Origin of the sequence: Kaistia defluvii, from assembly GCF_040548815.1 — a bacterium.
In the GTDB taxonomy this organism is placed as follows: Bacteria; Pseudomonadota; Alphaproteobacteria; order Rhizobiales; family Kaistiaceae; genus Kaistia; species Kaistia defluvii_A.
Map to the genome: position 1 here is coordinate 1321022 of NZ_JBEPSM010000001.1, position 17855 is coordinate 1338876.

The following is a 17855-nucleotide window of genomic DNA, read 5'->3' on the forward strand; positions in this document are numbered from 1 at the left end:
CGAGAAGCTGGACCGCATCACGGCAGCCCCTTGCCCGGTTTCGGGTCCCTGCGGCCCGCAATAATTCGCGCGCGGTACGCCGCTTGTTCCCATTGAGGGACAGCCTGCTGCCGCCATCAATTTGCATCATCCGATACGACAGGGGGACTACGAATGACCAAGCGCACCTATGAGACGCCGGTTCTAATCAAGCGCGAGAAGCTCGACCGCATTGCGGCTGAATGTATCGGCTCGGATTGCAATATCGGCTAGTCGACAGAGCCTCACGGCCCTCGGCGCATAGTTTGGGCTTCTGCCCGGCGAACAAAACACCCCGGCATCCCACGATGCCGGGGTGTTTTGTTTTACCCTCAGGCGGGCTCGAACATGACCTGGATTGCCATTTCCGGCACCAGCACAAGACCCTTGTCAGTGATGCGGATTTCCGGAATGACGGAAAGCGGGATCAGGTTGAAGCCCATATAGGGGATCGAACAACCCGCCTTCTCCCACTCGATCTTCAGCGCCTTCGTCTCCTCAGCCACTTCCGTGACGCGCTTGTCCGAGAGCAGGCCGGCGATCGGCAAGTCGATCTTCGCCAGCACCTTGCCATCCGCCACGACGCAGACGCCGCCCTGGGTCGCGGCGACCGTTTCGAGCGCCAGCTTCATGTCCGGCTCGTTGGTGCCGGCGATGATGATGTTGTGGCTGTCATGCCCGACCGACGAGGCCACGGCGCCGCGCAGCAGGCTGAAGTTCGAGAGAACGCCATGCGCAACATTGCCGGCCGACTTGCCGTGCCGCTCGACGACGGTAACGAAGCAGAGCCCATGCCGCTCGAACAGGGTCTCCCAGTCGTTCGCCGCCTCGATCTCGATCCGATCATGGCCAAGCGTGATGCCGGGAAGCTCGGTGCGGATCGCGTGCAGCGTGCCGGGACCGGCCGGCAGATCCGGGGTCAGCTTCAGGCCGGCGGGCAGCTTGACCGTCTGATAGGCCGCCTTCGGATACTGATAGCGATCGGAAAGCGCGGCATCGAGCAGCGGCGTGATCTTCGCGCCGTCCACCACCAGTTCTCCGCCATACCAGGTCGATTGCGGATCGAGATCGTCGCTCATCAGCACCAGATCCGCGCGGCGTCCGCCGCCCATGCCGCCGATCTCGCCATCCTGGCCGAAGCGGGTCGCGCCATGCAGCGAACCCATCGACCAGGCCTGCTCCGGCGACATGCCGGCCTTGAGGGCCTCGCGCACCACCCAATCGAGCCCGAACTGCATCAGGTCGTCGGCGTCGCGGTCGTCGGTGCAGACGGCGACGCGTTTGTGCGAGGCGCCGAGTTCGGTGATCATCTTGATCGCCTGCGGCAGCGAGTGCCACGGCGTCGTCGGCGGGCCGCCGCGCAGGAACAGCCAGATGCCGGCCTCCAGCATGTCGTCGGCAATCTCGCGATCGATCGCCTCATGCGTGTCGGTGACGCCGCTGGCGGCATAGGCGGCGACGAATTCGCGGCCATAGACGTGGCCCGACACCGGACGCCCGCGCGAAAGCGCCGCCGCGATGATCGCGTGGCTGCGCTCGTCGCCCATGGCGACCGGCACGAAATCCATCTTTTCGCCCAGCGCGACCGCTTCCGGCCACTTGTCGAACAGCGCCGCAATCTTGTCCGGCGTCAGGTCGCCGCCGGCTGTTTCCAGTTCGGGCGAGGTTGCCGGCACGGTCGACGGCACGGTCAGGAAGATCGACAGCGGCGCGACGCGCGCATCTTCCAGCATGGCTTCGACGCCGGCGACGTCCATGACGTTGCCGATCTCGTGGCTGTCGCAGAAGATCGTGGTCGTGCCGTTCAGCAACGCCGCCTCGGCATAGGCGCAGGCCGTGACCATCGATGATTCGATGTGGATATGCGGGTCGACCAGGCCGGGCGCGATGATGCCGCCCCGGGCGTCGTAGATCGCCTTGGCGCCGCCCTTGTGCGTGCCGGAAGGCTTCACGGCGGCGATGCGACCGCCCGATATCCAGACCTCGCGCTCGGGCAGGATGCGCTCCGAATAGGTCGAGAGCACGCGGGCGCCCCGGATGACGAGATCCGGCGCGGCGCGGCCGGAGGCAACGTCGGCGAGACGTCGTGTCATGGTGGCCAGCGGCGCGACGGAGAAGCGGGTGAGCCTGGTCATTTCAACCTCGATCGATGGCGGCATAATCTGCCGAGAACGTTTCTTCACCCTCCCTCAGGGAGAGGTGAGGAAAGCATAGAACCTCAATGATAGTCGGGGATGCCGGGCATGGTGATGAAACCCGGAATCGTCCGAACCCGCCGCATCCAGCGCCGGAGAGCCGGATATTCGTCGTGATCGATGCCAAAGTCACGCGACAGCGCGATCGCCGGGAAGAGAGCGATGTCGGCCAGCGTGGCCGAATCGCCGACGAACCAGGCAAAGCCTTCGAGTTCCCGCTTCGTCATGTGGTCATCCATAATACGGAAAGCGCGGCGCGAGGCGGCGCCGACGGCTGCCGCATCGGCCGGGACCTCCAACATGTGATGCAGCCGCGCCAGCGTGGCGGGCGCAAGATCGGCGCTGGCAAAGAACAGCCACATCATCACCTCGCCGAAGTGCACGGGATCGGCCGGCAGCCACTGGCCCTCCCCCTCATGCAGGCGGGCGAGATAGGCGAGAATCGCGCCGGAATCGCGCAAGGTTGTCTCGCCATCCACAAGGATCGGCAAATTGCCGAGCGGGTTCAGGCGCAGATAGGCTGGCGAGCGCTGTTCATGGCCAGGGTGAACGTTCACCGCCACCTTGCTGTATTCGACGCCCAGCGCCGAGAGCAGCAGCCGAACCTTGTAGCTGTCGGCGTCCAGTTCGTAGTCGTGCAGGACGAGGCTCATGCTGCAGCTCCCGCCTGCTGGGCCGCCGGCGCGAGACCTGCCGCCGGCAAGGTTTCGAGGCTGGCGCGCAGTTCCTCGGCCCAGACGGCTATATCCTTCAGCGGCAGGTCGCCGCCGGTGCGCGCGATATGCAGGGCGGTGCGTTCGGCGCCATAGGGCTGGAGCGCCAGGAACAGATCGGCGCCCTCCAGCGTCGTCGCGAAGGTGCCGGGCGACAAGGTTTCGAACGCTCCGGCCAGGCCCGCCTCCAGCAACCGCGCGACCGCTTCCGGCGCGCGGTCGAGGTAGAGGCTGCGCACGGGTGCGGCGGCGAGGTCTTCCGGCGGCTGCCCGGCCGCCTCCCCGTCCCACCGCACCCAGATCATCCCGGCGGCCTCGACCGAGGCATAGGTCGGCACCTTGATCGTCTCCGGCACCTCGAGGGTCGGATGGGCCGGGATGTGGCGGCATTGGCCGGCCTCGTCATACTGCCAGCCGTGATAGAGGCAGGCGATGTGATTGCCGCGCACGAAGCCGAAGGAAAGCCGCATGCCCCGATGCGGGCAGCGATCCTCCCAGACATGGCTGGCGCCCGAGGCATCGCGCCAGACCACCAGCTCCTTGTCGAACAATTGCGTTCCCGCCGACGTGCCCGGCTCCAAGCCGTCGCCCAGCGCTAGCGCGTACCAGCCGGCTGCAAACCTCATGACTGCCGTTCCCCTGTTTTCTGGATATTCCGGAGCGGTCATTGCCGCTCCGCATGGCGATGGATGTCGAGCACCAGGCAATCGATCGGCCCGAGGCTGCAGGCCATCTCGAACATGTCGACGAGATCGGCAGCGCCTTGGACCGCAACCTCGACCCGCTCGCCGCCGACCGCGCCGAGGCGCAGGCCGAGCGACAGGCGGGCGGCGCGATGGCGCACGAACTCGGCAAAGCTCTCGGGCTCGAACCGGCCGAGGAACACCATCGTCACCGGCTGCGGCAGGGCCTGCCCGAATTGTCCCGTCACGCGCGCGCATCCTCGATTTCAGGCCATTGCTGGCGGCGATAGTCGCGCGGCGCGACGCCATAGCGCGACTTGAAGGCGCGGCGGAAATGCGCGTCGTTGTTGAAGCCCGAACGCAGGCCGATCTCGTTGACGGTCAGCGCGCGGAGATCGGCGCTCTCCAGTCCCTTGCGGCTCTGGTCGAGCCGGCGTTCGCGGATCCATTCGGTGACGGACTGGCCGTCGCCCTGGAACAGATGGTGCAGGTAGCGCACCGAAATGCCGTTGGCGCTGGCGATGCGGTCGGGATTGAGGCCGCTATCGGCAAGCTGCGCGTCGATGAAGGATTTGACCGCGTTGAGGCGGCGGCGCTTGATCACCGAGCTCTGGTTTTCCTGCGCTTCCGACAGCAGCGCCGCCAGGGCGCCGAGGCTCGCGACGACACCTTCGGCGAAGGCATCCTTGGCCCGGGCCGAGGGGATTGCGTGGATGTCGGGAATGGCGCGGGCGCTGCCGAGCACGGTGGCCAGGATGCGGTCGCTCGCCTCGATGCGCACGGCGCAGATGTCCTCCAGGCAGGAGGCATAGAGCCCGATGCGGTTCGACGGCACCTGCAGGATGACGACGGCGCCCTCCTCGACCTGGACATATTCGAGCGGGCTGGTGGTCAGGTGAAAGGCCGCCTGGCCGGCTTCGAGCTGCACGGTGCGGCCGAACTGCGAAAAGCTGCAGCGGGCGTCGAGCGGAATGGTCAGCACCAGCCGCTGGCGGTGGGCGCGGTAGATCTCGTGCGGGGTCTGGACGGCGACGTAGCGCGGCGCCTTGAACAGGCGCAGGCCGAGCGTGCCGAGATCCCAGAGATTGAGGCTGGCGCGGAAGCCGGCGCGGTCGCCGGGCGCCACGGTCATCGGACTGCAGCTCTGCCACATCCGGGCTTCCCATTCGGGATGATCGAGCAGGGTGCGGGCACCGGACGGAAGCATGAATTTCCCTCGTGGCAGGCAGCGGACGGCCATCGCCTAACATTCAGGCATGTCTAACCTGTAGGCAATGCGACATCAATGCGCCTTCGCACTGGCGACCGCGCAGTCACCCTCCGCGGAGCGCAACACGACCGGCGCGAGAGCGCAACGCGGCCCGCAGCATTGGACGCGGAAGCCTCCCACCGCCTTGGATCGCCCGGCCAGCCCGTCCTTCAGCCGCCAGCGCCGGAACGCCGGCTGGCCTGAACATTGCTTTACAGGACCCCAGGAGTGAACCGATGGACCTTGCCAGTTTCGCGCGCCGCATCCCCAAGATCGAACTGCACCTTCATCTCGAGGGCGCGGTGCGGCCGTCGACCTTCGTCGAGCTGGCGCGGAAGAATGCCGTGCCATTGCCGGCCTTTGGCGAGATCGGCGAACTCTATAGCTATGACAATCTGCCGGACTTCCTGAAAATCTACGACCTCGTCAGCCGCTCGATCCGCGACGCCGACGACTTTCACCGCATCACCTACGAAATGCTGGAAAGCTGCGCCGCCAGCAACGCCCGCCACGTCGAGTTCTTCGTCTCGGCGCACGCTCATCAGGCGCATGGCGTCGCCTACGAGACCATGCTTTCCGGCATCCTGGCCGCGATGGCCGACATCGAGACCGACACCGGCCTTACCTCGCGGCTGATCCCCGCCCATAGCCGGGAACTCGGCCTCGAGCGCGGCCTCGAATTCCTCGACATGGTGCTGGCCCATCGCAGCGACGCGATCATCGGGATCGGCCTCGATTACAACGAGGCGCCCTTCCCGCCCGCGCCGTTCCAGCCGCTGTTCGAGCGCGCCAAGCAGGCGGGCCTGCATGTCACCGCCCATGCCGGCGAAGGCGGCCCGGCCGCGAATGTCCGGGATTCCCTGGAGATCCTCGGCGTCGACCGGATCGACCACGGCTATCACATCGTCGACGACCCCTCGCTGGTCGAGCAATGCCGCGAGGCCGGCACCTTCTTCACCTGCTGCCCGAGCACCACCGAGGCGACGACGAAGTGGCGCGACCTGGCGGCGCCAGATCACGCCATCCGCCAGATGCTCGATGCCGGCCTCAACGTGACCATCCATTCCGACGATCCGCCGATGTTCGCCACAGATCTCGCCAATGAGTACGTCCTGGCCGCCTCCAAGCTGCGCATGGACGCGCCAATGCTCAAGAAATGTGCACTCAACAGCATCCGCGCATCCTGGCTCGACGAAGGCACCAAGCGCGACTGGCTCGCCGCCTGGACGACCGAGATCGACGGGCTGATGGCCGAGCTCGACGCCGCGACCGCCCAATCCCGACCACGCGTCACTTCCTGAACAACACCATCCGCAACCGAGGGGACAGAATGATCGACTTCAAGAATATGGACCGCCGCCGCTTCATGGGCCTTGCCGGCATGACGGCTGCCTCGTCGCTGATGCTACCGCAGTTCGCCCGGCCGGCCTTCGGCGCCACGCCGCTCGCCGCCGTGAAGGAAGAGGACGCCGTGATCGGCTTCGGCCATGTCGGCCCGATCTCGGATGAAGGTTGGACCTGGAGCCACCACCAGGGCCTGGAAGCGGTCAAGGCCGCCTTCCCGAAGGCGAAATATCTCGAAGTCGAGAACATCCCCTTCTCGGCCGATTGCACGCGCATCTACCGCCAGATGGTGTCGGACGGCGCCAACATGATCATCTCGACCTCCAACTATGGCGACCTGATCTACGAGGTTTCCGACCGCGCCACCGACGTCGCCTTCATGGAATGCGACGGCCACCGCAAGGCCGACAATCTCTCCTATTATTACATCCAGCATTGGTTCCCGACCTATGTGGCGGGCGTCGCGGCCGGCCTGCTATCGAAGAGCGGCAAGCTCGGCTATGTCGCCTCCTTCCCGGTCCCGGCCGTGTTCTGCGGCACCAACGCCTTCCTGATGGGCGCGCGCACGGTCAATCCGGAAGCGACGCTGCAGACCGTGGTGATCAATTCCTGGTTCGACCCGCAGGGCGCCAAGCAGGCCGGCACCGCGCTGATCGACAATGGCTGCGATTTCCTGTTCGGCATCATGGACGAGGCCGCCTACCTCCAGGTCGCGCAGGAGCGCGGCGTCTGGGCCGCCATGTGGAACACCGACATCCGCCGCTACGGCCCGGATGCCTATGTCACCTCGATCGTGCTCGACTGGAACCAGTACTACATCGACCAGGTCCGCAAGCGCCTGGCCGGCGAATGGACCGGCGGCGAGGGCACGCTGCTGCCGATGGGCAAGGGCATCGACCGCGACGCCTGGGGCGCCAAGGTTCCCGCCGACGTTGTCGCCAAGGCCGACGCCGTGCGCGACCGCATCCTGAATGACGGCTTCAACCCCTTCGTCGGCGAGATCAAGGACGTCGACGGCAATGTCCGCGTCAAGGCCGGCGAAACCATGAGCCCGGAAGCCCTCTACACCTGGGACTGGTCGATCGAAGGCGTGTCGGGCCTCAAGGTCTGACGGCACGCAATAGGCCCCTCCCTGGCACGGGAGGGGCCGACATACGCATCCCGGCGCCGAGGAACGAACCCTCCGATGAACGACATTCCCGCCCTGGCCACCCTCGAACAGCCCGTCATCACGCTGGAGGGAATCGGCAAGGTATTTCCCGGCGTCATCGCCAATGCCGATGTCGATTTCGACCTCCGAGCCGGCGAGATCCACGCGCTGCTCGGCGAGAACGGCGCCGGCAAGTCGACGCTGATGAACATCCTGACCGGCATCTACCGGCCGGACTCCGGCCACATCTGGCTCGATGGCGTGGCCCAGACGTTCAATTCGCCGGTCGAGGCAATCGCTGCCGGCATCGGCATGGTGCATCAGCACTTCAAGCTGGTGCGCGCCTTCACCGTCGCCGAGAACGTGCATCTCGGCTGGAAGGAAACGCCGCGCTTCGCCTTCGCCCAGGCGCTGGAAGCACGGACGCGGGACCTGTCGGAGCGCTACGGTCTCGCCGTCCGCGCTGATGCGCGCATCGACGAGCTTTCGGCCGGCGAACAGCAGCGCGTCGAGATCCTGCGCGTGCTGGCGCGGCAGGCGCGCGTGCTGATCCTCGACGAACCGACCGCCGTGCTGACGCCAAGCGAGGCGCGCACTTTGTTCAAGGCGCTGCGAGCCTTCAAGGCGGCCGGCAATTCGGTGATCTTCATCAGCCACAAGCTGGACGAAGTTCTGGAAATCTCCGACCGCGTCACCGTCCTGCGCGGCGGCCGCAAGGTCATCACCGAAGCGACGGCCAACTGCACCACGACCAGGCTGGCGCAGCTGATGGTCGGGCGCGAAATGGTGCTGGGCGGCCTGCGCGAGGCGATGGCGCCGCGCAGCGAACCGGGCCGCATCGTGATCTCGCTTGAAAACGTCTCTGCCACCGATGATCGCGGCCGCGCCGGGCTGATCGAGGCCAGCCTGCCGGTCCGCGCCGGCGAAATCCTCGGCATCGCCGGGGTCGCCGGCAACGGCCAGCGCGAACTCTCCGAAATCCTCACCGGCGTTCGCAAGCCGACCAGCGGCCACATCCTCATCGAGGGCGTCGCGGTCGAGGATCCCTCGCCCGCCCTCTTCCTCGATATCGGCGTCGGCCATATCCCGGAGGACCGGCTGCGCAGCGGCGTGGCGCCCAGCCTCTCGGTCAGCGACAACGCGGTGCTGCGCGCCTACACCGAGCCGCCGATCGCGCAGGGAATCCTGTTCAGGCCGGGCGCCGCCGACACGCTCGCCAGACAGATTGCGGCCGATGCCGAGGTGACGCTGCCGTCGCTGCGCACGCCGATCCGCAACCTTTCCGGCGGCAACCAGCAGCGCCTCGTCGCCCGGCGCGAGATGCGCATCGCCCGCCTCGCCATCGTCGCCGCCTATCCGAGCCGCGGCCTCGATGTCGGGGCGATCTCGACGCTGCTTCGCTACTTGATCGACCTGCGCAATGCCGGCGTGGCGGTCGTGCTGATCTCCGAGGAGCTATCCGAATTGTTCGATGTCACCGACCGCATCGCCGTCATGTTCAAGGGGCGGGTGATGGGCCTGTTCGAGACAAAGGACGCCGATCTCGAGACGGTCGGCCTGCTGATGGGCGGCCAGACGAAGCAGGCCACCGCGCCAACCGTCGAGGCGGCATGACATGAGCGGCCTGCAATCCCTTCGCCTCGTGCGCGTCTCGGCCGTCTCCGGCCGCCGGATCCTCGCTGCCCGCGTCATCAGCTTCATCGCGGCGCTGGCAGTGGGCGCGATCGTTCTCGCCGCCTGCGGCTTCGACCCGCTGCATCTCGGCACCCAGATCCTCAAGAAGAGCCTCGGCTCGCGCTTCGGGCTGGAAGATCTCGGCCTGCTGCTGACGCCGCTGATCCTGACCGGCCTCGCCGTCACCGTGATGATGAAGATCGGCCTCTGGAACATCGGCGCCGACGGCCAGTTCTATATCGGCGCCTTTGCGGCGACCGCCATCGGCCTGTTCGTCAAGGGACCGGAGCCGGCCATGCTGGTGCTCTGCTTCATCGCCGGGGCGGCGGGAGGCGCGCTCTGGATCCTGGTGCCGACGCTCGCCCGGGCCTATGGCAAGGTCGACGAGATCATCACGACGCTGCTGCTGAACTTCGTCGCCTTGCTGCTGGTCTATTACGTCGCCACCGGCCCCTGGCGCGACCGCACCACCGGCACCGTCGCCTCGACTGGCCGCGTGCCCTACGAGATGCCAGATTTCTTCGGCTCGCTGCATTGGGGCTTCGTCATCGCGCTGATCGCGCCCGTCCTGTTCGGGCTGCTGCTGCGCTACACCAAATGGGGCTACGAGATCCGACTGACCGGCGCCAATCCGGAAGCCGCGCACTATGCCGGCATCCCCGTCCGCCGCCGCATGATCACCATCATGCTGCTCTCCGGCGCCATCGCCGGCCTCGCCGGCATGCTGGAAGTGACCGGCACGGTGCATCGGCTTCAGGGCGGCATCTCCAACAATTACGGCTATCTCGGCGTCATGGTCGCGGTGCTGGCGCGCGGTTCGCCGGTCGGCGTCATCGCCGGCGCGGCTCTGATGGCGATCATCCTGAATGCCGGGATTATCCTGCAGACGCAGGGCCTGACCACGGCCGCCGTGCTGGCGCTCACCGGCCTGATCATGATGTTCACGGCCGTTGCCGACCAGTTCGCCCACTACCGCCTCGTCCGCGCCCTGCCCGTCCCGGCAGCGGCGACGGCAGCGGGCTGAGGAAATCCCATGGAACTCATCACCGGCATACTGACGACGGCGGTCCTGGCGGGCGGCGTTCTGGCGCTCGCGGCGCTTGGCGAAGTGCTGGCCGAACGCGTCGGCGTCTTCAATCTCGGCGTGGAAGGTCTGATGGCGCTGGGCGGCGTCACCGGAATCATCGCCGTGACGCTCTACCCCAACCCGTTCTTCGGCTTCGCCATGGCGCTGCTGGTAGGCCTCGGCTTCGGCGCGCTGTTCGCGCTCGCAACCGTCGTCTTCCGCGCCAACCAGGTGCTGTGCGGCCTGGCGCTGACCATGCTCGGCTCCGGCCTCGCCGTCACCATCGGCAAGGGCTATTCCGGCATGCCGGCCAAGGCGACTTTCGAGAAGATCATCGTCCCCTATTTGAGCGACCTGCCGATCCTCGGCCGCGCCTTCTTCTCGCAGAACATCCTCGTCTATCTGATCTACCTGATCATCCCGGCCGTGATCTCCTTCGTGCTGTTCCGCACCCGCCACGGCATGAATGTCCGTGCCGTCGGCGAAAACCCGGCTGCCGCCGATTCCGCCGGCATTCCGGTGACGCTCATCCGCTTCTGCTACGTCACCATCGGCGCGGCGCTCGGCGCCGGGGCCGGCGCCTATCTGACGCTCGCCTTCGTGCCGTCCTGGTCGGACGGCGTCGTCGCGGGGCGCGGCTGGATCGCCGTGGCGCTGGTGATCTTCGCCGGCTACCGGCCATTCGGCGCGGTGTTCGGCGCGCTGCTCTTCGGTGTCATCACGGCGATCGGCTATGTCGGGCAGGCGCGCAACTGGCCGATCTCGCCCACCTTCCTGTCGATGCTGCCCTATCTCGGCACCATGCTGGCCATGATCCTGCCGGTGTTCCTCTGGCGTCGCCTGCGGCTCGGCTTCACCGCGCCGGCCGGCCTCGGCGTGCCGTTCTTCCGCGACGAACGATGAGCCCGCCTGGCCGCGAGGCCAGGCTTCTGCAACATTTCCACGGCGCACCCCGCCGCCTCTGCCCCTTGAGGAGACTGGCCATGGCAAGACCGGCTGAAAAAGCATCCCTCGACCAATGGTACGTGATCGACATCGCGGCCGAAATTCCGGCGGAGGCGAAGCCGAACCGGCTGCTCGGCCGCGACCTTGTCGTGTGCCGCGACGCGGCAGGCACGGTCATCGTGCGCGAAAAGCTGGAGGGCGGCGCCCTGGGCGAGCCGCTGCCGACGCGCGATCGCTACGGCTTCATCTGGACAACTCTGGGCACGCCGGAGCGCGAGCTGTTCGACATTCCCGAGGCAGACGAGCCGGACCGTCGTCACGTGGTCTGCGGCGCCGTCGCGGTGCGCGCGTCGGGCCTTCGCATCGTCGAGAACTTCCTCGACATGGCGCATTTCCCCTTCGTCCACACCGATATCCTCGGTGCCGAGCCGCACACGGAAGTGCGTCACTACACGACCGAGATCCGCCGCGACGTCGACGAGGTGTGGGCGACGAATTGCGAGTTCTTCCAGCCGCAGGCGGCGCTTTCCGCCTCGGGCGGGATCATGACGCAATACATGTACCGCGTCGCCGCCCCGTTCCAGACGCTGCTCTACAAGACCTGCCCCGCGGCGGCGAACCGCTGGGACGTGATCTGCCTGTTCGTGCAGCCGCTCGAGCATGACCGCTGCCGCGCCCATCCGGTGATGTTCATTATCGACGACGAGAGCACGCTGACCAGCATGGTGCATTTCCAGCAGCTGATCTTCCTGCAGGATCGCATCATCCTGGAGAACCAGCGCCCGCGTCTTCTGCCGCTGGAACCGCGCGCGGAGATCCCGACACGCGCCGACATCTCCTCCGTCGCCTACCGGCGTTGGCTGAAGGAGAAGGGCGTCACCTTCGGCACCGCCGAACGCGCCGCCTGAGCCACCCTGCCGTTCCGCCCTCGCGCCGGTCCGCCGGACGATGGTGGCTGCCTGCCAAACCCCGCATGATCCCGAGGCCGAACGCTCCATGACCATCGATATCGCCATCATCAACGGCACCGTGCTCCCGATGGGCGGCGCCAAGCCGATCGAGAACGGCGTCGTCACCATCACCGGCGGCGCGATCACCGCCGTCGGCCCGGCCGACGCGGTCGACATCCGCGGCGCGCGAAAGGTCGTCGATGCATCGCTGTCCGCCGTCATGCCGGGCTTCTGCGACAGCCACACCCACATCGCCTCCAACATGCTGCTGCGCGGGCTGCTGGAGGATGCGAAGCTGTTCGAATGGCTCTCGACCATGTGGCAGCTGAAGCGCAATTTCGATCCGGAGACGCTCTATTGGGCGAGCCTGACCGGCCTCGTCGAAATGGTGAAATCCGGCATCACCACCTTCAACGAGCACTTCGACGCCTATGCCGTCGAGCCCGAGATCGAGGCGCTGAAGAAGATCCCGCTCAGGGCAACACTCGGCTATGGCTTCGCCGATCGCGGCCTCTATGCGCCGATCACCGACTGGTCCTGGAAGACGCTGAACAATTTCGGCGATCTCGTCGCCAGACATCACAAGACCCGCGACGGCCTGCTGCAGATCGGCCTGTCGCCGCACGCGCCCTATTCCTGCGGCGAAGAAATGTACCGGCTGACGCGCGAAGTGGCCGACGCCTACGGCGTGCCGATCCACACCCACCTCGCCGAAGGCACGCAGGAAATGGCCTACATGGCCGAGAATTACGGCACCTCGCCGGTGCGCTGGCTGGAATCGCTCGGCTTCCTCAAGGGAGACATCACGGCCGCGCACTGCACGCAGCTCGACCAGGAAGACATGCGGATCCTGGCGGCGCATGACGTCAAGATCGGCCATTGCCCCTGCTGCAACGCCAAGCTCAATTCCGGCACCATGCCGCTCAAATGCGTGCTGGAGCACGGCATCACGGTCGGCCTCGCCACCGACGGCCCGGCCAGCCACAACACGCTCGACATGTTCCAGGAGATGAAGTTCGCGGGGCTGATCCACAAGGACAAGACCAACGACGTCGAGTTCCTGAAGACGCACGAGATCCTGGAACTTGCGACCGCGCAGGGCGCCAAGGCGATGAACCGTCCGGAGACCGGCCGGCTCGTGCCGGGCATGGCGGCCGACGTCATCGTCGTCGATCTCGACAAGGCGCACAGCCTGCCCGTCTATGATACGGCTGCCGCGCTGGTCTATTCGAGCCGGGCCGACGACGTCACGCACACGATCGTGAATGGGCGAATGCTGATGGAAAACCGCATCGTCGCGGGTATAGACGAAGCGGAAATCCGCCGCGAGTTCCGCACCCGCGCCCATGCGCTGCGCAAGCGCAGCCTCGGCTGAGCCCCGCGACATACGACAGGACCCAACCCTTGACCGATCTCCGCCACAAGACGATCGCCGGCACCTTCTGCCATGCGCCGATATTGGGCGAGATCGAGATCCTGAGGGACGCGCTGGTCGAGATCGACGGTGAGGGCCGGATCGCCAAGGTGGTAGCCGCCGGCAGCGCCGCCCATGCCGAGACACGCGCAGCGGCGGAGGCGGCGGGAACGCTCGTCGTCGCGCCGCCGCGCAGCTACATCCTGCCCGGCTTCGTCGATCTGCATATCCACGCGCCGCAATACCCGCAGCTCGGCAAGGCGCTCGACGTGCCGCTCGAGGTATGGCTGCAGCAGCACACCTTCCCGCTCGAGGCGCGCTATGCCAACCTCGCCTTCGCCAAGCGCCACTATTCCGCGCTGGTCGACGACCTGATCGCCAATGGCACGACGACGGCGCTCTATTTCGCCACCCAGCACGTCGAAGCCTCGAAGGCGCTGGTCGACATCTGCCTGGAAAAGGGCCAGCGCGCTTTGGTCGGCAAGGTGGCGATGGATAATCCGGCCGAATGCCCCGACTATTACCGCGATAGCTCGGCTGAAGCAGGCATCGCCGGCACGAAAGCGCTGATCGACTATGTGGCCGCCCACCCGGAAAACCACGGCCTCGTCCATCCCGTGATCACGCCGCGCTTCGTGCCATCCTGCACCGATCCGATGCTCGAAGGCCTCGGCGAACTCGCGCGCGAATGCGGCTGCCACGTCCAGACGCATTGCTCGGAGAGCGACTGGGCACATGGCTATGTGCTCGACCGCTTCGGCCGCACCGACGCAGAGACGCTAGACCGCTTCGGGCTGATGACGCGCCGGACCGTCCTGGCGCATTCGAATTTTCTGACCGACGGCGACATGGACCTGATCCAGGCATGCGGCGCCGGCGTCGCCCATTGCCCGCTCTCCAACGCCTATTTCGCCAATTCGGTGTTCCCGCTCCGCGCTGCCCTGGCGAAGGGCGTGCGCGTCGGCCTCGGCACCGACATTTCCGGGGGCCCGACCGCCTCGATGATCGAGGCGCAGCGCATGGCCATCGCCGCCTCGCGCATGCTGGAAACCGGCGTCGACCCCGCGCTGCCGCAAGGCGCACGCGGTCGGCCCGGCTCGCGCATCGATTTCGACATCGCCTTCCACCTCGCCACGGCGGGCGGCGGCGACGCGCTCGACCTCCCCGTCGGCCAGTTCGCGCCCGGCTTCCACTTCGACGCCATCCTCGTCGACCCCGACGCGCCGGGCGGCACGATGCGCATCTGGGACGATATCGACAGCGACGAGGACGCGCTGCAGAAGATCGTCTACACGGCGTCGAAGGCCAATCTCGCTGCCGTCTGGATCGGCGGCCGCGGCGTCTCGGGAGAGGCCCTCTAGGGCAAGACACATCTGCTTGGATGCAGGCGCTTTCTTCACCTCTCCCTGAGGGAGGTGAGAGGCCGATTCCACTAATATCGATGTTGCTTCAGCCGCCGCTTCCCAGGGCGCGTCGCCCGAAACCAGGCGACGCAACAAACGACCCCGATTCCCGCTTGAATTGAAATCGCTTTTCTTTATGCCCATCGGCGGAACGCTAGCTTGGCATCGAATTGCGGCGACCGGCCGGCGGACCGTTCGCGGTCGCCTCGGCCACCGCGAGCGACGTTCAGAAACTGACGGGGTATGGATATGGGCAAGAAGCTTCTCTCGTTCGCACTCGCTGCGAGCCTCACCGCGCTCTCCTCGGGCGCCTTCGCCGAAGGCATCGCCGGCGCACCGGCGCCGTTCGACAAGGGCGGCGTCAAGATCGCCGTCATCAGCTTCCTGGGCTCGGGCGACTGGCTGCAGGCTTTCGAAGCCGGCGTGAAGCGTCAGGCCGATGCGCTCGGCGTCGAGGCGAACCTCTCCCAGGCCCGCAACGACATCAACGCCCAGCGCGAGCTGATCCAGCAGGCGATCAATCTCGGCGTGAAGGGCATCGTCATCAACAATGGCCAGCCCGAAGCGCTGAAGGACGTTGCCCAGGCGGCGCTCGACGCCGGCATCCCGGTTGTCGCCTATGACGTCAACCTCGACAACGCCAAGATCCCGCAGATCGAGCAGTCCGATGCCGACATGGCGCGCCTCGTTCTGGAACAGGCCGTCAAGGAACAAGGCGAGACCTTTGACGGCGGCGCCGTCTACGTCTCCGGCTTCGCGCCGCTCGACCGCCGCTATGCCGTCTGGAAGGATTTTGGCAAGAAGTATCCGGGCATCAAGGAAGTCGCCACCTGGGGCGTCGTGAACGACAGCGTTCCGGCTTCCGTCGCCGACCAGACCAAGGCCGTGCTCGCCGCCAACCCGACGCTCTCCGTCGTCTTCACCCCCTGGGACGAGTTCGCCCGCGGCGTGAAGCTCGCCATCGACGAGGCCGGCGTCGCCGACAAGGTCAAGATCTACGGCGTCGACATCTCGACCTCGGACATCCAGGCCATGCGCGAGCCGAACAGCCCCTGGGTCGCCACCGCCGCCACCAACCCGGCCGTCGTCGGCGAAGTCTCGGTGCGCGCTTTGGCCCAGCTGATCGCCGGCCAGGACCCCGGCCACTCGGTGCTGATCCAGCCGACCCTCGTCACCAAGCAGACGCTGGTCGACAACGACATCAAGACGATCGAGGAGCTGCAGGAAAAGTTCCCGGCCTTCAAGGACAGCGACGCGGCCAAGAAGGACTGGATCCCGGCCTCGAAGTAACCTCGGACCACACTCTGGCGTCATCGCGGGCTTGACCCGGGATCCATTCAGCCGTGGACGTTCCCGGCTGAATGGATCCCCGCTTTCGCGGGGATGACGGCGAGGGCTATGCATTCCGGATGACCCGGGCCTTTCCAGCAGCCCCTCACCCCACCCTCTCCCGCAAGCGGGCGAGGGAGAAGAAACGGGCCCAGCAAAGCCTTCCCTTCACCTCTCCCTAAGGGAGAGGGCGACGCACGAAGTGCGGCGGGTGAGGGTTTAGGGAATTATCCGGAGAGGGCGTAAACCCTCACCCGGACCTGCGGTCCGACCTCTCCCTCAGGGCGAGGTGAAGAACGCTTGCCGGGCTCCCTGCCCGGCAACGCCATGATCGACAAACCGAAAAGCCGACGACACCATGACCCTTCCGACCCCCGACTATGCCAAGAACATTCGCCTGATCGGCCATTCCGACCAGGGCGGGCGGCCGGATGCGTTGCAGGTCATGGTGCATCGCGGCTTCGCCTATGTCGCGCATCCCTGGTCGCAGGGCTTTTCCATCATCGACGTGCGCGACCCGAAGAACCCCGGCGAGACCACCTTCATTCCCGCGCCGCCCAACACCTGGACGATCCACCTGCAGACGCATGACGATCTGCTGCTGGTCATCCACGCGCGCGACCTGTTCGCCGACGCCGCCTTCGCGGTCGACGAGAAGGTCTATTACACCAAGTCGGTCGGCGAGACGGTCGGCACGGCCGGCGGCGCGAAGGTATCGCGCAACTGGTCGGCCGGCATGGCGATCTACGATATTTCCAGGCCGACAGAACCGCGCCAGATCGGCTTCTTCCCGGTCGAGGGCGTCGGCATCCATCGCATCTGGTATGTCGGCGGCCGCTACGCCTATGTCTCGGCGCTCGTCGACGGCTATAGCGACTACATCTTCATGATCGTCGACCTTCAGGACCCAACCCGGCCGGTCGAAGCCGGCCGCTGGTGGATCCCCGGCATGCATCTGGCCGGTGGCGAAAGCCCAAGCTGGGGCGAAGGTCGGCGCTATGCGCTGCATCACAGCCTGGTCGACGGCGACACCGCCTATGCCTGCTGGCGCGATGGCGGCCTCTCCATACTCGACATTGCCGACAAGTCGGCGCCGAAACTGATCACGCACAAGAACTGGTCGCCCCCGTTCGGCGGCGGCACCCATTCGCCCCTGCCCCTGCCGAAGCGCGACCTGCTGATCGTGGCTGATGAGGCTGTTCTGGATCACGAGGAGGACGGCCGCAAGCGGACCTGGATCTTCGACATAAAGGACAAGGCGAACCCGATCTCGATTTCCACGCTGCCGACGCCGGCCGAGGCCGACTACACGGCCAAGGGCGGCCATTTCGGCCCGCACAATCTGCACGAGAACCGGCCCGGCAGCTTCGTCTCCGACACGCTGATCTTTGCCACCTACCAGAATGCCGGCGTACGGGTGTTCGATATTTCCAACCCGTTCGAGCCGAAGGAGACCGGCGCGCTGGTGCCGGCGGCGCCGGAGCGCATGGTCGACAAGCGGGGAAATCGCCCGCGCGTGATCCAGTCAGCCGATCTCTTCGTCGACGCCAACGGGATTATCTACTCGACCGATTACAATGCCGGCTTGGCGATCATGGAGTATGGAGGCTAGGCGCGCCTCACCTTTCCCCTCACGGGAGAAGTTGACGACGAAGCCGGCGGGTGAGGGTTTACGGCCTCACCGGAAACACCGTAAACCCTCACCCGGCCCTTCGGGCCGAC

The 17855-nt window shown here is 66.4% G+C and carries 15 protein-coding genes; 10 read left to right on the forward strand and 5 right to left on the reverse strand.

The window, feature by feature from the left end; genetic code table 11:
* Positions 1 to 350: 350 nt before the first annotated feature.
* The 5 genes from ABIE08_RS06215 to ABIE08_RS06235 all read right to left on the reverse strand — a co-directional run bounded on the left by ABIE08_RS06215 (position 351) and on the right by ABIE08_RS06235 (position 4816).
* Complete coding sequence (locus tag ABIE08_RS06215) at positions 351 to 2153, reverse strand: adenine deaminase (RefSeq protein ID WP_354549511.1); 1803 nt, start codon at positions 2151 to 2153, stop codon at positions 351 to 353.
* Between the two features lie 83 nt (positions 2154 to 2236).
* Positions 2237 to 2866: a glutathione S-transferase family protein gene (locus ABIE08_RS06220; protein ID WP_354549513.1), complete on the reverse strand. Its 630-nt coding sequence runs from the start codon at positions 2864 to 2866 to the stop codon at positions 2237 to 2239.
* Entirely contained in the window at positions 2863 to 3552 is a 690-nt protein-coding gene (locus ABIE08_RS06225) for a Rieske (2Fe-2S) protein (RefSeq protein ID WP_354549515.1), read from the reverse strand. The genes ABIE08_RS06220 and ABIE08_RS06225 overlap by 4 nt, the downstream gene beginning before the upstream one ends.
* Positions 3553 to 3590: 38 nt before the next feature.
* The gene (locus tag ABIE08_RS06230) at positions 3591 to 3857 is read right to left on the reverse strand and encodes a hypothetical protein (RefSeq protein WP_354549517.1); all 267 of its coding nucleotides are present in this window, start codon (positions 3855 to 3857) and stop codon (positions 3591 to 3593) included.
* Positions 3854 to 4816: a helix-turn-helix domain-containing protein gene (locus ABIE08_RS06235; RefSeq protein ID WP_354549519.1), complete on the reverse strand. Its 963-nt coding sequence runs from the start codon at positions 4814 to 4816 to the stop codon at positions 3854 to 3856. Before ABIE08_RS06235 ends, ABIE08_RS06230 begins: the two co-directional genes overlap by 4 nt.
* Before the next feature lie 278 nt (positions 4817 to 5094).
* On the opposite strand from ABIE08_RS06235, the gene add reads away from it, so the two are divergent.
* The 10 genes from add (at position 5095) to ABIE08_RS06285 (ending at position 17745) form a co-directional block, all read left to right on the forward strand.
* Positions 5095 to 6159 (forward strand): adenosine deaminase, encoded by a 1065-nt coding sequence (gene add / locus ABIE08_RS06240; RefSeq protein WP_354549521.1) that lies wholly within the window; start codon positions 5095 to 5097, stop codon positions 6157 to 6159.
* A gap of 29 nt (positions 6160 to 6188) precedes the next feature.
* Positions 6189 to 7313: a BMP family ABC transporter substrate-binding protein gene (locus ABIE08_RS06245; RefSeq protein ID WP_354549523.1), complete on the forward strand. Its 1125-nt coding sequence runs from the start codon at positions 6189 to 6191 to the stop codon at positions 7311 to 7313.
* 75 nt (positions 7314 to 7388) lie between these two features.
* Positions 7389 to 8966, forward strand: coding sequence for an ABC transporter ATP-binding protein (locus tag ABIE08_RS06250; protein WP_354549525.1), 1578 nt, complete (start codon positions 7389 to 7391; stop codon positions 8964 to 8966).
* A 1-nt stretch (position 8967) separates the two neighbouring features.
* Positions 8968 to 10050, forward strand: a complete 1083-nt coding sequence (locus ABIE08_RS06255; protein ID WP_354549527.1) for an ABC transporter permease — start codon at positions 8968 to 8970, stop codon at positions 10048 to 10050.
* Between the two features lie 9 nt (positions 10051 to 10059).
* Positions 10060 to 10995 carry an ABC transporter permease gene (locus ABIE08_RS06260; RefSeq protein WP_354549529.1) on the forward strand — a complete coding sequence of 312 codons (936 nt, stop codon included), beginning with the start codon at positions 10060 to 10062 and terminating at the stop codon, positions 10993 to 10995.
* 80 nt (positions 10996 to 11075) lie between these two features.
* The gene (locus ABIE08_RS06265) at positions 11076 to 11945 is read left to right on the forward strand and encodes an aromatic ring-hydroxylating dioxygenase subunit alpha (RefSeq protein WP_354549531.1); all 870 of its coding nucleotides are present in this window, start codon (positions 11076 to 11078) and stop codon (positions 11943 to 11945) included.
* An 88-nt stretch (positions 11946 to 12033) separates the two neighbouring features.
* Positions 12034 to 13362, forward strand: a complete 1329-nt coding sequence (locus tag ABIE08_RS06270; RefSeq protein ID WP_354549533.1) for an amidohydrolase family protein — start codon at positions 12034 to 12036, stop codon at positions 13360 to 13362.
* Between the two features lie 29 nt (positions 13363 to 13391).
* On the forward strand, positions 13392 to 14762 hold the full coding sequence (guaD, locus tag ABIE08_RS06275) for a guanine deaminase (protein ID WP_354549535.1): 1371 nt from the start codon (positions 13392 to 13394) through the stop codon (positions 14760 to 14762).
* Between the two features lie 291 nt (positions 14763 to 15053).
* Entirely contained in the window at positions 15054 to 16094 is a 1041-nt protein-coding gene (locus ABIE08_RS06280; protein ID WP_354549537.1) for a substrate-binding domain-containing protein, read from the forward strand.
* A gap of 397 nt (positions 16095 to 16491) precedes the next feature.
* Positions 16492 to 17745, forward strand: coding sequence for an LVIVD repeat-containing protein (locus tag ABIE08_RS06285; protein WP_354549539.1), 1254 nt, complete (start codon positions 16492 to 16494; stop codon positions 17743 to 17745).
* Positions 17746 to 17855 lie beyond the last annotated feature (110 nt).

Coding starts and splice junctions, on each gene's coding strand:
- ABIE08_RS06215 (WP_354549511.1), bottom strand. CDS start 2,153: ATGACCAGGCTCACCCGCTTCTCCGTCGCGCCGCTGGCCACCATGACA.
- ABIE08_RS06220 (WP_354549513.1), bottom strand. CDS start 2,866: ATGAGCCTCGTCCTGCACGACTACGAACTGGACGCCGACAGCTACAAG.
- ABIE08_RS06225 (WP_354549515.1), bottom strand. CDS start 3,552: ATGAGGTTTGCAGCCGGCTGGTACGCGCTAGCGCTGGGCGACGGCTTG.
- ABIE08_RS06235 (WP_354549519.1), bottom strand. CDS start 4,816: ATGCTTCCGTCCGGTGCCCGCACCCTGCTCGATCATCCCGAATGGGAA.
- add (WP_354549521.1), top strand. CDS start 5,095: ATGGACCTTGCCAGTTTCGCGCGCCGCATCCCCAAGATCGAACTGCAC.
- ABIE08_RS06245 (WP_354549523.1), top strand. CDS start 6,189: ATGATCGACTTCAAGAATATGGACCGCCGCCGCTTCATGGGCCTTGCC.
- ABIE08_RS06250 (WP_354549525.1), top strand. CDS start 7,389: ATGAACGACATTCCCGCCCTGGCCACCCTCGAACAGCCCGTCATCACG.
- ABIE08_RS06255 (WP_354549527.1), top strand. CDS start 8,968: ATGAGCGGCCTGCAATCCCTTCGCCTCGTGCGCGTCTCGGCCGTCTCC.
- ABIE08_RS06260 (WP_354549529.1), top strand. CDS start 10,060: ATGGAACTCATCACCGGCATACTGACGACGGCGGTCCTGGCGGGCGGC.
- ABIE08_RS06265 (WP_354549531.1), top strand. CDS start 11,076: ATGGCAAGACCGGCTGAAAAAGCATCCCTCGACCAATGGTACGTGATC.
- ABIE08_RS06270 (WP_354549533.1), top strand. CDS start 12,034: ATGACCATCGATATCGCCATCATCAACGGCACCGTGCTCCCGATGGGC.
- ABIE08_RS06280 (WP_354549537.1), top strand. CDS start 15,054: ATGGGCAAGAAGCTTCTCTCGTTCGCACTCGCTGCGAGCCTCACCGCG.
- ABIE08_RS06285 (WP_354549539.1), top strand. CDS start 16,492: ATGACCCTTCCGACCCCCGACTATGCCAAGAACATTCGCCTGATCGGC.